The organism is Streptomyces sp. NBC_00459, assembly GCF_036013955.1.
Classification (GTDB): Bacteria; Actinomycetota; Actinomycetes; order Streptomycetales; family Streptomycetaceae; genus Streptomyces.
In genome coordinates, this window is the sequence record NZ_CP107903.1 from 4306090 (window position 1) to 4325224 (window position 19135).

At 71.3% G+C, this 19135-nt stretch carries 14 protein-coding genes; 11 read left to right on the forward strand and 3 right to left on the reverse strand.

Going from position 1 to position 19135, the window contains the following annotated elements; translation table 11 throughout:
• Window positions 1-25 precede the first annotated feature (25 nt).
• The 5 genes from OHN74_RS18795 (at window position 26) to OHN74_RS18815 (ending at window position 6240) form a co-directional block, all read left to right on the forward strand.
• The gene (locus tag OHN74_RS18795) at window positions 26-1441 is read left to right on the forward strand and encodes an SMI1/KNR4 family protein (RefSeq protein WP_327695708.1); all 1416 of its coding nucleotides are present in this window, start codon (window positions 26-28) and stop codon (window positions 1439-1441) included.
• Between the two features lie 158 nt (window positions 1442-1599).
• The gene (locus tag OHN74_RS18800; RefSeq protein ID WP_327695709.1) at window positions 1600-2829 is read left to right on the forward strand and encodes a PP2C family protein-serine/threonine phosphatase; all 1230 of its coding nucleotides are present in this window, start codon (window positions 1600-1602) and stop codon (window positions 2827-2829) included.
• Window positions 2830-3028: 199 nt separating this feature from the next.
• Complete coding sequence (locus OHN74_RS18805) at window positions 3029-4132, forward strand: sugar ABC transporter substrate-binding protein (RefSeq protein ID WP_327695710.1); 1104 nt, start codon at window positions 3029-3031, stop codon at window positions 4130-4132.
• An 84-nt stretch (window positions 4133-4216) separates the two neighbouring features.
• Complete coding sequence (locus tag OHN74_RS18810) at window positions 4217-4993, forward strand: ATP-binding cassette domain-containing protein (protein WP_327695711.1); 777 nt, start codon at window positions 4217-4219, stop codon at window positions 4991-4993.
• 26 nt (window positions 4994-5019) lie between these two features.
• Window positions 5020-6240: a sugar ABC transporter permease gene (locus tag OHN74_RS18815; RefSeq protein ID WP_443060562.1), complete on the forward strand. Its 1221-nt coding sequence runs from the start codon at window positions 5020-5022 to the stop codon at window positions 6238-6240.
• A gap of 27 nt (window positions 6241-6267) precedes the next feature.
• On the opposite strand, the gene OHN74_RS18820 is transcribed toward OHN74_RS18815, so the two are convergent.
• Window positions 6268-7434 (reverse strand): FAD-dependent monooxygenase, encoded by a 1167-nt coding sequence (locus tag OHN74_RS18820; protein WP_327695714.1) that lies wholly within the window; start codon window positions 7432-7434, stop codon window positions 6268-6270.
• 235 nt (window positions 7435-7669) lie between these two features.
• On the opposite strand from OHN74_RS18820, the gene OHN74_RS18825 reads away from it, so the two are divergent.
• The 4 genes from OHN74_RS18825 to OHN74_RS18840 are packed head-to-tail and all read left to right on the forward strand — an operon-like array spanning window position 7670 to window position 11506.
• Window positions 7670-8251, forward strand: coding sequence for a hypothetical protein (locus tag OHN74_RS18825; protein WP_327695715.1), 582 nt, complete (start codon window positions 7670-7672; stop codon window positions 8249-8251).
• 2 nt (window positions 8252-8253) lie between these two features.
• Window positions 8254-9522: a peptidoglycan-binding protein gene (locus OHN74_RS18830; RefSeq protein WP_327695716.1), complete on the forward strand. Its 1269-nt coding sequence runs from the start codon at window positions 8254-8256 to the stop codon at window positions 9520-9522.
• A gap of 50 nt (window positions 9523-9572) precedes the next feature.
• Entirely contained in the window at window positions 9573-10298 is a 726-nt protein-coding gene (locus tag OHN74_RS18835) for an ABC transporter ATP-binding protein (RefSeq protein WP_327695718.1), read from the forward strand.
• Window positions 10295-11506, forward strand: coding sequence for an ABC transporter permease (locus OHN74_RS18840; protein WP_327695719.1), 1212 nt, complete (start codon window positions 10295-10297; stop codon window positions 11504-11506). Before OHN74_RS18835 ends, OHN74_RS18840 begins: the two co-directional genes overlap by 4 nt.
• A 140-nt stretch (window positions 11507-11646) precedes the next feature.
• Here OHN74_RS18840 and OHN74_RS18845 read toward each other — a convergent pair whose 3' ends face one another.
• Complete coding sequence (locus OHN74_RS18845) at window positions 11647-12003, reverse strand: SH3 domain-containing protein (RefSeq protein ID WP_327695720.1); 357 nt, start codon at window positions 12001-12003, stop codon at window positions 11647-11649.
• Between the two features lie 264 nt (window positions 12004-12267).
• Here OHN74_RS18845 and OHN74_RS18850 point away from each other — a divergent pair, with 264 nt between their 5' ends.
• A complete protein-coding gene (locus tag OHN74_RS18850) occupies window positions 12268-13923 on the forward strand; it encodes a sensor histidine kinase (RefSeq protein WP_327695721.1) in 1656 nt (551 codons plus the stop codon).
• Here the strand turns inward: OHN74_RS18850 and OHN74_RS18855 are convergent.
• On the reverse strand, window positions 13890-14594 hold the full coding sequence (locus OHN74_RS18855) for a response regulator transcription factor (RefSeq protein ID WP_327695722.1): 705 nt from the start codon (window positions 14592-14594) through the stop codon (window positions 13890-13892). The genes OHN74_RS18850 and OHN74_RS18855 overlap by 34 nt on opposite strands.
• 419 nt (window positions 14595-15013) lie before the next feature.
• On the opposite strand from OHN74_RS18855, the gene OHN74_RS18860 reads away from it, so the two are divergent.
• Window positions 15014-19099, forward strand: a complete 4086-nt coding sequence (locus OHN74_RS18860; RefSeq protein WP_327695723.1) for a WD40 repeat domain-containing protein — start codon at window positions 15014-15016, stop codon at window positions 19097-19099.
• The last annotated feature ends 36 nt before the right edge of the window (window positions 19100-19135 follow it).

The window sequence follows — 19135 nt, forward strand, 5'->3', positions numbered from 1 at the left end:
CACCCCGAACGGCTGGAGGTAACTGTTGTCCTCGATCCATGAGTTCGCCACCTGGGAGCCCCTGCTGAGGCTCATACGTGCCGCGAACGCGGAGCGTCTTGCCGCTCCGGGCGGTTATGTGGCGGGGCAGATCACCCAGGGCAGTTGGAGCGTGCCCATCCGGCGGCCGTCCCCGCCGCCCGGACAGGCCGCCCAGTTCGACGAGGACGAGTACTACGCGGTGCAACGACTGCAGGGCGCGCTCGCGGACGCCGATTCCCACGCCATCTCCTTCGTGGCGGAGATCTCCCCGGGCGGAACGACCGTGCTCCATCTGCTCGGTCCCGGGCCCGCCGTGGAGCCGGGCATCGGCGCTCCGTATCCGGGGGCGCTCATCCTGGTCGAGGATTCCGTTGCCGAACCCTGGCGCCGCCTTCCCCAGCCGGTGCCCGGGGCGAGGCCGGCCCTGTCGGCGGATCCGGTGGCGCTGGAGCGGACGCTGCGCGAGCGGATCCCGGACGCCGTCGGCGCAACCGAGGCGGAGATCGCCGCTGCGGAGGCCCGCCTCGGCGTCGCGTTGCCCGACGAACTCAAGGCGCTCTACCGGGTGACTCGGGCACGTTGGGAGGACTGGGGCGAGGACTACGAGGCAGCGGATCTCGTCTTCGAGGCGGTCGGCTGCGACCTCTTCCCGCTGGACGAACTGTTCATCGCCGACGCGTCGACCCGAGACTGCGACTGGCGGTTCGCGGCGAACGTGGCGGTCGTCACCCGGCCCGACGCCGCGGTGCAGGATCTGGTCGGCTCACCCGGCTGGATCGTCTTCGGCGGCGACGGCGGCGGCGACCTTTACGCGGTCGACCTCACTCCGGGCCCGCACGGACACACCGGGCAGATCATCACCCTGAGCCGCTCGGCCCACACCGACGCCGACCTCGTCGCCGACTCCCTCACCGATCTGGTGCTGAACCGGCACAGCCAAGAGAGTGACGACGAGAGTAGTGACGACGAGAGTGGCGACGAGAGCGGCGGCCGTCGCGAGGGCGAGTCGCCGGTGGTGGCCCGGGTCGGCTCCGGAGGTCTGGACAGTGTCCAGGCCGCAGCCCACCCCGAGCTGGAGGTCCTGCACATCAGCGTGTGGGGGCGCGAGCCCGTCAGCCTCGCCCCCGTCACCGGGCTGCCCCGGCTCCGGACACTCACCGTCTACCCGGGTTCGCTCGCCGACCCGCTGGAGATCGCCGAGCTGACAGGGCTGGAGTTCCTGGAGCTCGCGCCGGAGGACTGGCGTGTCCTCCTCGACGCCGGAGCCGTCCCGCGCAGTCTGCTGGCCGCCTCCATCGAGATTCACGGCGACCGGCATCCGCTCCCGGTCGTGGCCCTCGCCAACGAACTCCTCGCCCTGTGGGGTCGCCCTCCGATCACCCGGACCGTTCTCGACGGCCGTCTCGGCCCCGTGACGTAAGGCAACCGCGAGGCCCTGGGGGCCGCGCCGGGCGCCCGATGCCGCTGCGGAACGTCGGGCCTGTGTGCGCAGTGCCCGGACCCTGTGCCGTTTTCACTCCTATCGTGGAGCAGCACAGCAATGCGCGGTACCGAGGCAGACAGGCAGACAGGCAGAACATGAGGAAACCGCAGATCGACTACTCGGCGGTCTTCCGGGCCCTGCCCGGCATGGTGGCCCTGCTCACCCCTGACCTGGTGTACGTCGACGCCAACGACGACTTCGTGCGGCTGTCCGGGCGTACCCGCGAGCAGTTGGTGGGCCGCTACATCTTCGACGTCTTTCCCGAGAACCCCCATGACCCGGCCGCGGCCGGCATGCGGGAGACCGAGGCCTCGATGCTCCGCACGGTGACCACCGGTGAGCGCGACACCATGGCGCTGCTCCGCTACGACATCGAGGACCCGGCACAGCCCGGCCACTGGCAGGAGCACTACTGGAGCCCGGTCAACGCCCCGGTCCTCGGCCCCGACGGCAAGGTCGCGCTGATCGCGCACCGGGTGGAGGAGGTCACCGACCTCATCCGCGCCTTCGGCGGTCCGGGCGGTGACAGCAGGAACCGCGCGCTGGAGGCCGAGCTCTACACCCGTGCCCGCGAGCTGCAGGAGGTCAACGAGCGGCTGCGCGCGGCGCACGCCCGTGAGCGCGAAGTCGCCCTGGCCCTCCAGGCGGCGATGCTGCCCCAGCCGGGCCCGACCGGGCCGCACAGGGCGGCCGTGCGTTACCGGCCCGCCGTCGGCGCGCTGAACGTGTGCGGCGACTGGTACGACCTGGTCGAGCTGCCCGGCGGGAGCCTCGCGGTCGCCGTCGGCGACGTCGTCGGTCACGGCCTGGCGGCCGCCTGTGCCATGGGGCAGTTGCGCAGTGCCCTGAGCGGTGCCACTCGCGTCGCGGGAGGTCCGGCCCAGGCCCTGGACGCCCTCGATCTGTACGCCCGCTCCGTCGAGGGCGCCGAGTCGACCACCGCGGTGACGACCTTCATCGGCTGGGACAGTCACACCATCACCTACAGCTGCGCGGGCCACCCTCCGCCGGCCCTCGTGCACCCCAACGGCAAGGTCACCTTCCTCGACCAGGCCACCGACCCACCGCTCGCCGCGCGGCCCGAGCACAGCCCCCGCCCGCAGGCCCGTACGTCCTTCACCGAAGGCGCCGTTCTGGTCCTGTACACCGACGGCCTGATCGAATGCCGCGACCAGGACATCGACACCGGCCTGGCCCGCCTCGCCGACTCCCTCACCCGCCACCGGCACGCGACTCCCGAGACCATGGCCGACGCCCTCCTGACCGATCTCCTGCCGCCCACCGGCAACACCGACGACACCGCCCTGATCGTCCTGCGTCTGTGACCCCCCTCCCGGTCGGCCGGTCCGAGCGGGCACCCCTCGGCACACCCCTCGGAACCCCCCTCGGCACCCCTCCGAGCGCGACCGACGCAGCTTGGCTAGGCTTGCTTTAAGTCCACATACATCCCTATTGAGGCATTTTTTACTTGCGCGTCGGAATCGTGCAAAAGTTCTATCGCACATAAGCCCTAAGGAACCGAACATGAGTCTCGGTGCCGGTTTTCCAGCCCTGAAGCGCGGGTTCCTCGCCGGCTCGGTTGCCGTCGGTCTGGTTCTCGTCGGGGCCTGTGGTGGTGGGGACGGGGGCGGTGGGGCCGGGGGCGACAGTCCCAGCGTCGGTGTCCTCATGCCCGGGGGTGGTGCCTCGCGGTTCGGGCAGTTCGACAGGCCGCTCATCGTGGAGAAGCTGAAGCAGTTGTGCCCCGACTGTCCTGCCGCGACCGTCGCCGCCACGGCCGACCCCGCGGTTCAGCAGCAACAGTTCGAGGCGATGATCACCAGGGGTGTGGACGTGCTCATCCTCGCCGCCGTCGATCCTCAGCTGATGCGTCCGTCCGTCGAGGCCGCCCACCGGGCCGGGATTCCCGTCGTCGCCTATGACCGGCTCGCGCAGGGGCCGATCTCCGGGTACGTCACCTTCGACGGGGAGGAGGTCGGGCGGCTCCAGGCCGAAGGGCTGCTGAAAGCCATGGGCCCTAAAGCCGACGGCGGGCGGATCGTCATGATGAACGGGGCCACCACCGATCCCAACGCCGGGTGGTACAAGGACGGCGCGCTTGCCGTGCTCAGGGGCAAGGTGCGGATCGGCAAGTCGTACGACACCGTCGGATGGCGGCCGGAGAACGCCTACGTCAACATGACCGGCGCCATCGCCGCCCTCGGCGCGGAGAACATCGACGGTGTCCTTTCCGCCAACGACAGCATGGCCGGTGCCGTGGTCTCCGCCCTCAACGCGGCCAAGGTCAGGCCGCTGCCCCCGATCACCGGGCAGGACGCCGACCTCATGGCCGTACGGCGGATCGTCAAGGGCGATCAGTACATGACCGTCTACAAGCCCTTCAAGCGCGCTACCGACGCGACCGTCGAGATGGCCGTCGCCCTCGGTCGCGGGGAGAAGGTCGGGGCCATCGCCACCGGGTCCGTCGACAGTCCCACCGACAAGAACGTGCCGGCGGTCCTGCTGCCGTCCGTCTCGGTGACTGTCGGCAATATCGGGGAGACGCTGGTGAAGGACGGTATGTACACCGTCGATCAGATCTGTACGCCCGCTCTCCGGTCCGCCTGTGACCGGGCCGGGCTCAGGTGACGAGGTCGGCATTTCGGCAGTTCGGCAGTTCGACGAGTTCAGCAAGTTCGGTGAGGTCGATGAGGTCTAAGGAGGTGGGGCCCCGTGCCCGGTCAGCCCCTGCTGGCGTTGCGCGGTGTCTCCAAGCGGTTCTCCGCCGTACAGGCACTGGTCGACATCGAGCTGGAGGTCATGGCCGGGGAGGTGGTCGCCCTGGTCGGCGACAACGCCGCCGGGAAGTCCACGCTGGTCAAGGTGATCTCGGGGGTCGGTCCCCCGGACAAGGGTGTTGTCGAGTGGGAGGGCCGCGCCGTCCAGATCCGGCGTCCCCAGGACGCCAGCCTCCTCGGCATCGCGACCGTCTACCAGGACCTCGCGATGTGCGAGAACCTCGATGTCGTCGCCAACCTCTTCCTCGGCCGGGAGATCCACCGCTTCGGTGTCCTCGACGAGGTGGAGATGGAACGTCGCACCCGCGAGCTGCTGCACACGCTCTCCATCCGGATTCCCGATGTGCGGGTGCCGCTCGCCAGTCTCTCGGGCGGTCAGCGGCAGGTCGTCGCGATCACCCGTTCGTTCCTGGGCTCGCCCCGGCTGCTTCTGCTCGACGAGCCCACCGCCTCCCTCGGCATCCAGCAGACCAACCAGCTGCTCGATCTGATCGAGGAGCTGCGCGACCAGGGGCTCGGGGTGCTCCTCATCAGCCACAACATGAGCGACATCAAGGCCGTCGCCGACCGGGTCGCCGTCCTGCGGCTGGGCCGCAACAACGGCCTCTTCGACGTCAACACCACCTCCCAGGAGCAGATCATCTCCTCCATCACCGGCGCGGCCGATCACGCCGTCGCCCACCGGCCGCACCCGGAGGAGGTGTGGCCGTGAGAGATGTGGCCGCGAGAGAAGCGGGGGTGAAAGGTGCGGCGGTGGGAGGTGTGGCCGTGAAAGTGAAGTCGCGTCTCGTGGCCTGCGCCGACGCAGTGCGTCGCAAGGTGCGCGAAGGGGGGCTCGGGCCTGCCCCGGTGCTTCTCGCGCTCGTCGTGACCTGGGTGGTCTTCCAGTGCCTCAACGACCATTTCCTGTCGCCGCGCAATCTTTCCGTCCTCAGCGTGGACATCGTCGGGACCGGCATGGTCGCCGTCGGCATCGTCTTCGTGCTGCTGATCGGCGAGATCGATCTGTCGGTGGGGTCGCTCGCCGGTCTGGCGGGGGCCGTGTTCGCGGCCCTGAACGTGAACCTCGGTATGACGGAATGGCTCGCCGTGGTCATCGCGGTGATCTGCGGTACGGCCATCGGCGCCATCCACGGGTTCCTGTTCGCCCGGTTCCGCGTACCCGCCTTCGTCGTCACCCTCGCCGGGCTGCTGGCCTGGAGCGGTCTGATGCTCTACCTGCTCGGCCCGGACAGCTCCATCCACTTCAGCGAGGACGGACTGGTCGCCACGCTGACCAGCCGCTACTTCAGCGCTCCCGTCCTCACGTACGGCCTGGCGACGCTCTGCACGGCCGGCTATCTGCTCGTCTCGCTGCGCAACCGCGGCCGTCGCGCCGGCGCCGGGATGCCGTGCCGGCCGGTGGCCGAGATCTGGGTGCGTACGGCCCTTCTCGCCGCCGTCGCGTTCGCCACGGTCTCCGTTCTGGGCCGCTTCGAGGGGTTGCCGCTGGCGCTGCTGATCTTCCTCGGGGTCATCGTCGCCTCGGACCTGCTGCTGCGCCGCACGCCGTACGGGCGGCAGGTCCTCGCCCTGGGCGGCGGGGTGGAGGCGGCACGGCGGGCCGGGGTGGACGTGACGCGCGTACGGATCTCGGTGTTCATGGTGTCGGGGACGCTGGCGGCGGTCGGCGGGCTGTTCGTCGCGTCGCGGTTCACCTCGGCGAGCCCGGTCTCGGGCTCCGGCATGCTGCTGATCAACGCCGTCGCCGTCATCGGCGGCACCAGTCTGTTCGGCGGACGCGGCTCGACCTGGTCCGCGCTGCTGGGGGTCCTCATCATCCAGTCGATCGCCTCGGGCATGGCGCTGCTCGGTGTCGAGACGGCCGTGCAGTTCATGATCACGGGTGGGGTGCTGATCACCGCGGTGATCTTCGACTCGCTGGCGAGACGCGCCCCCGAGACACGTGGGCGGGCCTGAGGGACGGCCACTCGGCCCTACGACCACTCATTCCTCCAGTACGTCGTCCCGCCACGCCGTCGCGTGCGGGCCGAACCTGTTCTCGCTCCCGTACGCCACCATCCCGGCGTTCCGGGCCTCGGCCTCCGGCCCGTCCGGCAGGTGGTAGGCGTCGCCCGCGCTCGCCGAACGGGCCTGCACCCTCGTCGCGGTGGCGAGCCGTCGGCGTACGTACCGGGTGAGTGCGTCCGGGACCTCCGCCGGTGCCGTGTCCGCGAGGCAGTCGCCGAGGACCGCCGCGTCCATGAGCGCCTGGGCGGCTCCCTGGGCCTGGAACGGCACCATCGCGTGGGCGCTGTCGCCGAGCAGGGTCACCCTGCCGATGTTCCAACGGGCAAGCGGGGTACGGGTGTTGATGCCGTACCGGAACACCTGCCCCGCGCGTTCGAGGGCGGTGAGCACCCGGCGGTCCCAGCCGGCGAACTCGCGGAGTTGTTCGCCCGGTTCCGCCCGGGCGGTCCACGACTCGTGCGCCGCCTCCGTCGTGAACACGGCGACCAGGTTGAGGAGTTCACCGCCGCGCACCCAGTAGTGGACGACGTGCCGGCCGGGTCCGAGCCAGAGCGCGTACTCCGGCAGGTCCAGGTCGGCCACCTCGGCGGCCGGGAGCAGCGCCCGGTAGGCGGCGGTGCCGGAGAAGACGGCCTCGTCGGCGCCGAAGAGCCACTGGCGGGCGGCGGACCGCACCCCGTCGGCGGCGACGACGAGGTCCGCGGCCAGGCACTCGCCGTCGGCTGTCGTCACGTAGGCGGCTCTGTCGTCCTGGTCGATGCCCACGACCCGCGTGTTCAGCCGCACCGAGCCGGGCGGGATCCGGGCGGCCAGCGCCTGGTGCAGGTCGGCCCGGTGGACCTGCAGATAGGGCGCCCCGAACTCGTCCTCGACCTCGGGGCCCAGCACGTGGCCGCAGATCTCGGTGCCGTCCGACCAGGTGCGGAAGGACAGCCGGGAGGGGTGGACGGCCCGGGCGGCGACCGTGTCGAGCAGGTCCAGCCGACGCAGTACGCGGGTGGCGTTGGGCGCGAGCTGGACACCGGCGCCGATCTCGGTGAAACGCCGCGTCCGCTCGACGAGGGTGATCTCGTGGCCGGCCGCGCGCAGGGTCTGTGCCGCGGCCAGCCCGCCGATACCCGCCCCCACCACGATCGCCCTCATACCCGGCCCTCCCCGATCGGCGTCGTACGGACCGATCCTCGCCGGACGAAACGCCGTCGTCGAGGGCCTCGCGGCCTCCGCTCTCCGTCCGCCCTCTCCTCCGCCCTCTCCTCCGTTTTTCCGGTCGCATGATCGGATGACAGGTTCTTCAAGAGTTCTTCATCATGTCCGTTCTACCGTCGGGCACTGCCCGCCGCGTTCGTGGCCGGGTACGACAGGAGGACGGGGAGAACCGATGAGGACGAATCGGGTACTGCTGGCCGTGGCGGCCTCGGTCATGGCTTTCGCGGTGACCGGCTGCGGAGGCGACGACGGTGGCTCGAAGGTCCCCACGGCGGCGAGCGGGGGAGCGACCACGGCGTCCGGCTCGTCGGCCGGGGACGGCTCCGGCGACGATGTGGCCGCCTACGTCGCGGCTCAGGGCAAGTACGTGAAGTGTCTGCGGGACAACGGGATCGACGCACCCGACCCGGACGCGAAGGGGAACATCGACTTCGGCGGCGGCGACAACGTGCGGGCCCTGAAGAAGGACGCGAAGTTCCAGGCCGCCTCGGAGGCGTGCGCCAAGTTTCTGACGGCCGTTCCCGAGAGCGTCGAGAAGGGCAACCAGCCCGCGCTCACCGCCGCTCAGATCAAGGTGAAGCAGGAGTACGCCACCTGCATGCAGAAGAACGGCGCCGCCGACTTCCCCGACCCGGGTGCCGACGGTATGGGCCAGGGCGAGTGGGACCAGACGTCGGCCGGGGCCAAGCGGGCCATCCGTATCTGCGGGCCGATCGTCGGCGTTCCGGCGACCGCCGCCCCCGGCAAGGGCTGACCGTGGCGGAGACGGACACCATGACCCACTTCGACGACGGCACCGAACCGGCGGACACCGAGCCGCCCCGCGGGGTGCGCGGCCGGCGTACGGCGCTCATCGCCTGTGCCGTGGTCGTCGTGGCGGCCGTCGCCGTGGTCGGGGCTCTCGGGCTCGGCGGCGGCGAGGAGGAGCGCCCGAGCGCACCGCCCCGGGCCGGCTCGGTCGTTCCGGTCACCCGGACGACGCTCACCGAACGCACCGACGTGGACGGGCAGTTGGGCTTCGGTACGGAGATACCGCTGCCGGTGAAGGCGACGGGCACGGTGACCTGGCTGCCCCAGCAGGGCGCGACGATGGAGCGCGGTGACACGCTGCTGCGGGTCGACGACCGCCCCGTGGTGCTGCTGTACGGGTCGATGCCCATGTACCGGGATCTCGGCCTCACCGCCACCGCCACCGCGTCCGACACCGGGGCCTCCGATGCCGGGCAGTCCGACACCGGGACCGACGCCGCCGCCCCCTCCGCTTCCCCCTCCCCCAGCACGGGAACAGGAACGGGAACGGGAGCCGGTGCGCCCGCGCCGCTCACCGGTATGGACGTCCTGCAGTTCGAGACCAACCTCGCCACACTCGGCTACACCGGCTTCACCGTGGACGAGAAGTTCACCGACGCCACCGCGCAGGCGGTCAAGCGCTGGCAGAAGTCGCTCGGGCTGGCCGAGACCGGGACCGTCGGTGCCGGGGACGTCATCTACTCCGCCGGCAAGGTACGGATCGGCCAGCCGGGCACCCGGCTCGGTGAGACCGTCGGCGAGGACACGCTGACGTACACCGGCACCTCACGCAAGGTCGTCGTCAACGCTTCGGCAGCGGACGCCAGTTGGGCCGTACGCGGCACGGCTGTCGGGATCGCGCTGCCCGACGGGAAGTCCGTGAAGGGCGAGGTGGCCTCGGTCGGGCGGCAGGCCAGCGCGCCCGAGGGGGGCAGCACCGAGGGCGAGTCGGGAGCGGGCGCGGCCACCCTGCCGGTGACCATCACCATCGCGGACCAGAAGTCCGTGGGACGGCTGGAGAGCGGGCCCGTCACCGTCGAGTACGTGGGCCGCGAGGTCAAGGACGTGCTGAGTGTGCCGGTCGCCGCGCTGGTCGCGCTCGCCGAGGGCGGACACGGGCTGGAGACCGAGGACGGCCGGTTCGTCGCGGTGCGGACGGGACTCTTCGCCGACGGGAACGTGCAGGTCAGCGGGTCCGGGGTCACCGAGGGCATGAAGGTGAGGATTCCCGAGTGAGTGAGCCTTCACTTCCGGCCGCGTCAACCTCCGTCGCGTCAACTGCCGTCGTGTCGACGCCTGTTGTCGAGTTCGACGCCGTCTCCAAGACCTATCCCGGCGGGGTCGCCGCCGTCCGTGACGTGAGTCTGCGGATCGGGCGCGGCGAACTGGTCGGGGTGGTCGGGCCGTCCGGGTCCGGCAAGTCGAGCATGCTGCATCTCATGGGGAGCCTGGACCGGCCCTCGGCGGGGCGGGTCCTGGTCGACGGGTACGACGTGGCGAAGCTGTCCGACCGTGAGGTCTCCGCGCTGCGGGCCACCCGGATCGGCTTCGTCTTCCAGCAGTTCCATCTGGCCGTCGGTGTCCCGGTGCTGGACTCGGTGGCGGACGGGCTGCTGTACACGGGCATGCCGATGCGCCGCCGCCGGGCCAGGGCAGCGTCCGCGCTGTCCCGGGTCGGGCTCAGCCATCGCGTCCGGCATCTGCCGCACCAGCTCTCCGGGGGCGAGCGGCAGCGGGTCGCGGTCGCCCGTGCGGTGGTCGGCGAGCCGTCGGTCCTGCTGGCGGACGAGCCGACCGGCAACCTCGACTCCGTGTCGGGAGCCGCCGTACTGGAACTCCTGCGCGAACTGCACGCGGCCGGTACGACGGTCGTGGTCATCACCCATGACCTGGAGATCGCCGGCCAACTCCCCCGCCGTATCGAGATGCGCGACGGCCGGCTGATCAACGACACCCTGCAGAACACCGGCACAAGTTCGAGTTCGAGTACGACGATCGGGGCTCATCGGTGACCGACCCCTTGGACAGGCCCAGGCCGTTGCGCGCCGCGCGGCTGCGGCCCGCCGATGTCGTACGGCTCGGTGGGACCGGGCTGCGGACGCGGCCGTTGCGGGTGTTCCTGTCCGCGCTCGGGATCGCCATCGGGGTCGCCGCCATGGTCGCGGTGGTCGGGATCTCCGGGTCCGGGCAGGCGGAGGTGGACCGGCGGCTCGATGCCCTCGGGACGAACCTGCTGCGGGTCGCCCCCGGCGAGTCCCTCGCGGGCGAGAAGGCCAAGCTGCCGTACGAGGCTGTCGCGATGGTCCGGCGCATCCCGCCCGTGGAGCAGGTGACCGCCACCGGCGCGGTCAGCGCCAGCGTGTACCGCAACGAGCGCATCGCCATCGGGCGGACCAACTCGCTGACCGTGCTCGCGTCGGACACCGATCTGCTGCCGGCCGTGGGCGGGAAGGTCAACCGGGGCCGCTGGCTGGACTCGGCCACCGACAAGTACCCGGCGGTCGTGCTGGGTGCCACGGCCGCACAGCGCCTGGACGTGTACACCCCGGGGACCCGGCTGTGGATCGGCGGCCGCTGGTTCTCGCTGATCGGTGTCCTCGATCCCGTACCGCTGGCGCCGGAGCTGGACAGTGCCGCGCTGGTCGGCTGGCAGGCGGCCCGGAGCTATCTGCGCTTCGACGGTCATCCGTCGACGGTGTACGTGCGTGCCGAGGACAGCCAGGTGGCCGCCGTACGGGCGGTGCTGCCGGCCACGGCCTACCCGGAGAAGCCGGGCGAGGTGCGGATCTCGCGGCCCTCCGACGCGCTCGCGGCCCGCGAGGCCACCGAGTCGGCGCTGACCGGGCTGCTGCTCGGGCTCGGCGGGGTCGCGCTGCTCGTCGGGGGTGTGGGCGTGGGCAACACCATGGTCATCTCGGTGCTGGAACGGCGGCCGGAGATCGGTCTGCGCCGCGCTCTCGGGGCGACCCGGGGCCAGATCCGGACGCAGTTCGTGACGGAGTCGCTGCTGCTGTCCCTCATCGGCGGGCTGGGCGGGACGGTGCTCGGCACGGTCATCACGGCGGGCTACGCCCTCAGCCGCGACTGGCCGACGGTCGTCCCGGCCTGGGCCAGTTTCGCGGGCATCGGCTCGACCCTGCTCATCGGCATGATCGCCGGCCTGTATCCGGCGGTCCGGGCGAGCCGGCTGGCTCCGACAGAGGCGCTGGCCGGCACATGACCACCACCGGGCGTTCTGGCCGACGCTCCGGTGGTGCGGAGCGGGGGCGGCCCCGGAATTCGGGACCGCCCCCGCTGTCACGCTATTTCACCGGTCCGGCCGTGCTGAATGTACCGGCCGGTCCGACTGAACCGGACGGACTAGATGCCACAGCTGACGAAGCTGCCACCGTCGCTCAGCAGGTCGTCCCGGACCCAGCCGGTGACACCCGTCGAGTCGTTCCTGAGGAACGTCCAGGTGTAGCCGTCGTTGCCGGCGGTGTAGCAGTGGTAGTCGAGCGTCTGGGTGTTGTAGGCGACGCCCTTGGCAGTACAACTGGTGCTGGAGCCGCTGCGCTCGTTGGCGCCGTTGGCCGTCTTGCCCCAGGAACTGCTGTCCTTGTCCGAGACCGTGGTGCCGCATGCGGCGTGCGCGGCGGCCGGCGTGGCCATGGACAGCGGAACCGCGATGGCAACGGCCGCGAGTGCGGGAACGATTGCCGCGAGTCGACGTTTCATTTCATACCCCCTGTATGTGATTCGTCGCGCTGCAGAGCAGCGACCCCTGCACCCCCTGTGACAACTGGGGTGTCGGTGGCTTAAGTACGATCACCGGACATTCATGCTGAAGAAATAATTCCGCCTGGAGCTGTCCGTTTCTGATACATCAGAGGCTGAAATCGATCCGGGAGGAATTTCGCCACTCCTGAGGCCTTCTGGCTGACACCGCCCTCTTGCGATCCACCGGGTTCCAGGGGAATCCACACCGAAAGGGTCACGCCGATGAGTTTCCGGCTCCGGGTACTCGGCCTGCTCACGCTGGTCGCCATGGCCGCCACCGCCGCCACCGGCTGGCTGACCCTGCGACAGGCGAACCGCCAGGTCCAGGAGACCGTCACGGCAGGCCGACAGGAAGTCTCCCGGATCACCGGCGAGCTCCGGACGTACGGATTCACCCACGGGACCTGGGACGGGCTCTCGCCCACGGTGGCCTCCCTCGCCCAGGACACCGGCCAGCGCATCCGGGTCGCCACGGAGTCCGACGTCCTGCTCACCGACTCGGACGCCCTGGCCGGACGTACGCCACGCGAACCCAGCAGCCAGCCCGCGGTCCTGGTGGACCCGCGGCCCGTACTGAAGGTTCCCGCGGGTCAGGTGCGCCGGATCTCGATGAAGCAGGTCGCCACGGCGATCTCCGACTACCGCGCCGAGATGACCTACGCGGTCTGTCTGACCCGGGCCGGAGCCGAGCCGACCGCCCGCCCCGACAATCTGGGCATCCCCCGGATCAAGGCCGACCGGCGGCCCGCGCAGTGCCCCGCGCCGAAGGAGTCGGCCGATCCGCTCACCCCGGCGGACCTGGTCGCCCTTCAGCCCTGCGAGGCCGAACAGCGCTTCGCCGCCTGTCTGCAACGGGTGTTCAACGAGCGGATCGGTTCCGTCGCCCCGCCCCGCCTGGAGGTCCGCCTCGGCGTGCGGAACGAGTCGGCGCCCACCCTGGCCGCCGCGCCCACCATGGCCGTCGCGGCGGGCGTCGCCCTCGCGGTCATCGCCGGCGCACTGCTGCTGAGCAGCGCGGTCCTGCGTCCCGTACGGGCCATGACGGTCGCCGCGAAGGGACTCGGCGAGGGCGACCTCGGGCGCCGGGTGCCGGTCTCCGGGCGGGACGAGATCGCGCAGCTCGGCGGCGCCTTCAACCGGATGGCCGACTCGATCCAGGCCGGCGAGGAACGACAGCGCCGGCTCACCGGGGACATCGCGCACGAGCTGCGCACCCCACTGGCGAACCTGCGCGGATATCTGGAGGCACTGCGGGACGGGGTCGTCGACCCGACCCCCGAACTGCTCGACTCCCTCCACCGGGAGGCCCTGCTCCAGCAGCGGATCGTGGACGACCTGCAGGATCTCGCCCTCGCGGAGGCGGGTGCGCTCACCTATCACCCCGCCGACGTCGACCTGCGCGACCTCCTGGAGGCCGGGCGCCGGGCCCATCACGCCCAGGCTGAGGCGGCGGGTGTCGCGCTGCTCGTGGAGGCTCCGGCGTCCGTCCATGTCACCGCGGACCCGGACCGGCTGCGCCAGGTCGTCGGCAACCTGGTCGGCAACGCGCTGCGGGCCACCCCGGCGGGCGGCTCGGTCAGCCTGGCCGTGATGCCCCGCGGCGAGCTGGCCGTCGTGGAGGTCCGGGACACCGGCAAGGGGATATCGCCGGAGGACCTGCCCCACCTCTTCGACCGCTTCTGGCGCGCGGACGCGTCCCGGGGGCGCGCGACGGGCGGCAGCGGCCTGGGGTTGTCGATCGCCCGGCAGATCGTCACCGATCACCGGGGCACGATCGACGTCCGCAGTGCGGTGGGCGCGGGGACGACGTTCACGATCGTGCTGCCGCGCTCCGCCGCGCCCCTTCAGGGCGCTGTCGAACCGTCCGCGAGACGGTAGCCCCGCCCGTACACCGTTTCCAGCAGCCGGGGTCTTCCCGGACTCTCCGCCTCCAGTTTCCGGCGTAAGTTCATGACGTGGGCGTCGACCGTGCGCTCCAGTACATCCCGGTCATAGCCGAAGACGCGTTCGATTATCTGGGCCCGGGTGAAGACGCGGCCGGGTTCGCGGGCCAGGGTCTCCAGGATGGAGAACTCCTTGGAGGTCAGCACCACCGGCCGGCCCGCCATCCGTACCTCGAAGCGCGCCGTGTCCAGCTCCATCTCGCCGACCCGCAGCACCGACGACTGCACCGCAGCGCCCGCCTTCCGGGACCGGCGCAGCAGAGCGCGCACCCGTGCGGTCAGCTCGCGGGGGCTGTACGGCTTGGTGAGGTAGTCGTCGGCGCCGAGGTCGAGGCCGAGAAGCATGTCCTCCTCGGTGGTGCGGGCGGTGAGCAGCAGGATCGGTACGTCCGACTCGGTGCGCAGGATGCGGCACACGTCGAGCCCGTCGACCACGGGCAGCATCACGTCCAGCACGATGAGGTCCGGCCGGGTCGAGCGGGCCCGCTCCAGGGCCGCTCGGCCGTCGGCCACCACCTGTACCGCGTTCCCCTCCCGTTCCAGATAGATCCGGATCAGGCGGGACTGCATCTCGTCGTCTTCGGCGACCAGAATCCGAGCGCTCAACGGTTCTCCCCCAACAAGGCCCTGCGCATACCGGCACCGTACTGCGCCCACAACGCCGTTCGGCACCGGTCCCTCCCCACGTGGGGACCGGTGCCGAACGATGGACGGGAATCCGGGAGGCCCGGACGGTGCCGGTTCCACGGATCTCGGGCCCGCGTGGTGCGACCGACACCCCGGCCGGCGATGTCCGACGGGATCTGGCCGAGAACGTTCGGTTCCCTGGCCGCCCCGGGGATCGCTGCGCTGGTGGTCCGGGTGGACGCCACGTGGCTGGTTCCTTGTTGCGTCATGATCCTGCCATCCAGGGCTCCAGGAGAGGAGGTTCCGGTGCAGGACGGACGGCTTAACCGCAGGTCAGCCGTATAGAATGGATTTTCCGGTCCGGATGACACCGGACGACCACGCGGGGGAAGTAAGGGGTGGAGACCTTGAGTTCCGACTCAGGGCCACGCACGGCCTTCGCGGAGCGGCTCTCGCTGCTGTACAAGGAGGCCGGTAATCCTCCCCTCAAACGGGTGGCCGAGGCCGTCGCCCAGTTGCAGCGGGTCGACGAACGCGGGCGCCCCGTGCGCGTCTCCGTCCAGCGGATCAGCGACTGGCGGCGGGCGAAGAACGTGCCCGCCCAGTTCGCCGCCCTCGCCGCCGTACTGAGTGTCCTCGTCCCGCAGGCCCGGCGCGACCGGCCCGTGCCCGTCTCCCCCGGGCTGTACGACATGGTCCAGTGGCAGCGCCTGTGGGAGCGTGCCGTCGCCGACCCGGTCGGCGACCGGGTCACCGGGTCCCTGGACGAGGAGGAGCCGCCCGCCGCCGAGGTCACGGCCGTGCCGGGCGGGGTGTGTCCCTACCGGGGCCTCGCCGCGTACCGCCTGGAGGACACCCGGTGGTTCTTCGGCCGGGAGCGGAGCACCGACACCCTCGTCGCCCAGCTCCGCGCGGCGGAGACCGCCGACACGGCCACGGGGGGTCTCGTCATGCTCGTCGGCGCCTCCGGGGCAGGCAAGTCCTCCCTGCTGAGCGCCGGCCTGGTGCCCGCACTGCAGGAGGGGGCGCTGGGCGGCCCGGGTGAGCCGGCCCGCGAGGTCCTTCAGCTCGTCCCGGGCAGTGATCCCCTCGCCGAACTGACCCGCCGCATACCCGGGCTCTCGGAGATCCTGTCCCCCGCCGGCGAGCCGGCCGCCGAGCCCGGAACGCCCGAATTCGCCCATTCGGTACGGGAGACGGTCACCGCCTGGGCCCGCCGCGACGCCCCCGACTCCTCGACCGCCGCCCCCGCCCGCCCCGTCGTCATCGTCGACCAGTTCGAGGAAACGTTCACCCTCTGTCTCGACGAGACGGTCCGCAACACCTTCATCCAGGTCCTGCACGCCGCTTCGTCGCCCCCCGGACCCGGTGAGCGGGCCGGCTTCGGCGAGGGGGCGCCCGCGCTCGTCGTCCTCGGCATCCGCGCCGACTTCTACGACCAGTGCCTGCGCCATCCCGAACTCGCCGACGCGCTCCAGCACCGGCACATGGTCCTCGGACCGCTGACCACCGCCGAGCTGCGGGAGGCGGTGAGCGGCCCCGCCAGAGCCGTCGGCCTGGAGCTCGAACCGGGGCTCGCGGAGCTGATCGTGCGGGAGGTGAGCACCGGCGGACCACGCGGTGGAGGTACCTCCCACGCCTTTCGGGCCATGGGGGAGCACGACGCGGGCGTCCTGCCGCTCCTCTCGCACGCCCTGCTCGCCACCTGGCAGCGCCGCAAGGCGGGCCGGCTGACTCTGTCCGGCTACCGCGCGGCCGGCGGCATCCAGGGAGCGGTCGCCGCGACCGCCGAGCACGCCTGGACCAGCCTCGACCCGGCGGCCCGCACCGCGGCGAGGCAGCTGCTGCTGCGGCTGGTCCGGCTGGGCGAGGACACCCAGGCCACCCGCAGACGCGGTACGCGACGGCAGCTGGCGGCCGAGTCGACGGACCCGGGCAAGACGGAGGAGTCCCTCGAAGCGCTGGTGCGGGCCCGGCTGGTGACGCTCGACGCGGAGAGCGTGGAGATCACCCACGAGGCGCTGCTGCACGCCTGGCCGCGCCTGCGCGACTGGATCGAGGAGGACCGGGGCGGCAACCTGCTGCGCCAGCGCCTGGAGGACGACAGCAGATCCTGGGAGGAGTCGAAGCGCGACTCCTCCCTCCTCTACCGGGGCTCCCGGCTGGAGCAGGCGCACACCTGGGCGAAGTCCGCCGGCGACACCTTCCTGACCCGCAGCGCCGTACAGTTCCTGGCCGCCTCGGTCAGGCTGCGTCGGCGGACCGTCCTGATCAGCCGCGCCGCCGTCGCCGCGGTGGTCGTGCTGGCCCTGCTGGCCGCGGGTGCGGCGCTGATCGCCCGGCAGCAGCGCGACGACGCGGTCTTCGAGAACGTGCTCGCCGAGGCCGACCGCGTCCAGTACACGGACCCGTCGCTGTCGGCGCAGCTCAGTCTGGTCGCCCACGAGCTTCGCCCGGACGACGCGAGCACCCGCAGCCGGCTGATCTCGATCGTGAACACCCCGCTGTCCACCCCGCTGATCGGCCACACCGGCGCCGTCTACCTCACCACGTTCAGCCCGGACGGGCGGCTCCTGGCCACCGCCAGCTACGACAGGACCGTACGCCTGTGGAACGTGGCGGACCCGTCGAACCCCAAGCCGATCGGCAAACCCCTTGCAGGGAACGCGAGTTGGGTGAGCAGTGCGGTCTTCAGCCCCGATGGCCGCACCCTGGTCAGCGCGGGCGACGACGGCACGATCCGCCGGTGGGACCTGTCCGACCCCGCACATCCACGCTCCCTCGGCGCGCCCCTGACCGGCCACGACGGCACGATCTATCTGATCGCCTTCAGCCCGGACGGCCGTACGCTCGCCTCGGCCGGCGAGGACCGCACGGTCCGCCTGTGGAACATGGCCGACCCTGCCCGCCCCAGGTCGATCGGCGCCCTCACCGGCGCGGGCGCCGCGGTGCGCGCGATCGCGTTCAGCCGCGACGGACGGACACTGGCGGCGGGCGGCGACGACAACGCGATCCGGCTGTACGACGTGTCGAAACCACGCGACCCGAAGCAGTACGACACGAAGCTGACCGGGCACACGGACCTGGTGCACTCCGTCGCCTTCAGCCCCGACGGCCGCACGCTCGCCAGCGGCGCCGCGGACGACACGATCCGGCTGTGGGACGTGTCCGACCCCGCGCACGCCGCCCAGCTCGGCGCGCCGCTCACCGGCCACACCGACGCGATCTGGTCGGTGGCCTTCAGCCCGGACGGGTCCACACTGGCCGCCGCCAGCGCGGACAGCACGGCGAGCCTGTGGAACGTCAGCGACCCGCAGTACCCCTCGCAGGTCGGCGAACCCCTCGCGGGCAGCAGTGGCGAGATGTACGCGCTGGGCTTCAGCCCCGACGGCCGTACGCTCGCCACGGGCAGCGGCGACAGCAGGGTCCGGCTGTGGTCGCTGCCGACGTCGGACATGATCGGCCGGCTCGGCGTGTTCCGTCCGGACGGCAAGCTGCTCGCCACGGGTTCACGCGACGGACAGATGCGGCTGTGGAACGTGGAACGGCCCGACCACCCCGTGGCACAGGGCGAACCGTTCACTCCCGGGGAGGGTGAGGTACGGACACCGGTGTTCTCCCCGGACGGCCGTACGCTCGCGATGGCGTCCGGAAACAGCACGGTGCAGCTGTGGAACGTCGGCGACCCGAAGCATCCCGTCGCCTGGGCGCCCCCCGTCGGACTGAAGACCCGGTTCGCGGCCTCGGTGGTGTTCAGCCCGGACGGACGCACACTGGCCACGGCCTACGAGGACTTCACCATCCAGTTGTGGGATGCGAGCGACCCGGCCCATCTGCGTCCGCTGGGCTCCCAGCTCACCGGATACAAGGGCTACGTCAGCTCCCTCGTCTTCAGCCGGGACGGCCGCACGCTGGCCGGCTCCAGTTCGGACGGCACGATCCGGCTCTGGAACGTCACCGACCCGTCGAGGGCCACCCTTCTCGGCAAGGCGCTCAAGGGACACCTCGGTCCGGTCAACGAGCTCGCCTACAGTCCGGACGGCCGTACGCTGGCCAGCGGGAGCGACGACGGCACGGTCCGCCTCTGGGACGTCACCGACCCGGCCGAGACGCACAGCCTGGGCTCTCCTCTCACCGGGCACACCGAGGCGGTCGAGTCACTGTCGTTCAGCCCGGGCGGAGAGGTACTGGCGAGCGGCGGCAACGACAACGGTGTCCGGCTCTGGAACGTCAGCGATCCGTCGAGGGCCACGTCCATCGGCCAGTCGATGAGTCCCAACGCCAAGACGGGCAACTTCCTGGCGTTCAGCCCCCGCGGCGGCATCGTCGGGGTGTCGAGCGGCGCGGACACGGTCCGGCTGTGGAACCTCGACGTCGACGCGGCGGTCACCCACATCTGCTCGACGACCCGGGGGGTCCTGACGGCGGAGAAGTGGCACGAGTATCTGCCGCGACTGTCGTACGAGCCTCCGTGCGAGGAGTAGAGAACAGGCGGGACCTGTCCTCCGCTCTCCCCGCTC

Excerpts from the sequence above, each read along its gene's own strand:
- OHN74_RS18845 (WP_327695720.1), bottom strand. The coding sequence starts at position 12,003 with ATGAAACGTCGACTCGCGGCAATCGTTCCCGCACTCGCGGCCGTTGCC.
- OHN74_RS18850 (WP_327695721.1), top strand. The coding sequence starts at position 12,268 with ATGAGTTTCCGGCTCCGGGTACTCGGCCTGCTCACGCTGGTCGCCATG.
- OHN74_RS18805 (WP_327695710.1), top strand. The coding sequence starts at position 3,029 with ATGAGTCTCGGTGCCGGTTTTCCAGCCCTGAAGCGCGGGTTCCTCGCC.
- OHN74_RS18825 (WP_327695715.1), top strand. The coding sequence starts at position 7,670 with ATGAGGACGAATCGGGTACTGCTGGCCGTGGCGGCCTCGGTCATGGCT.
- OHN74_RS18820 (WP_327695714.1), bottom strand. The coding sequence starts at position 7,434 with ATGAGGGCGATCGTGGTGGGGGCGGGTATCGGCGGGCTGGCCGCGGCA.
- OHN74_RS18800 (WP_327695709.1), top strand. The coding sequence starts at position 1,600 with ATGAGGAAACCGCAGATCGACTACTCGGCGGTCTTCCGGGCCCTGCCC.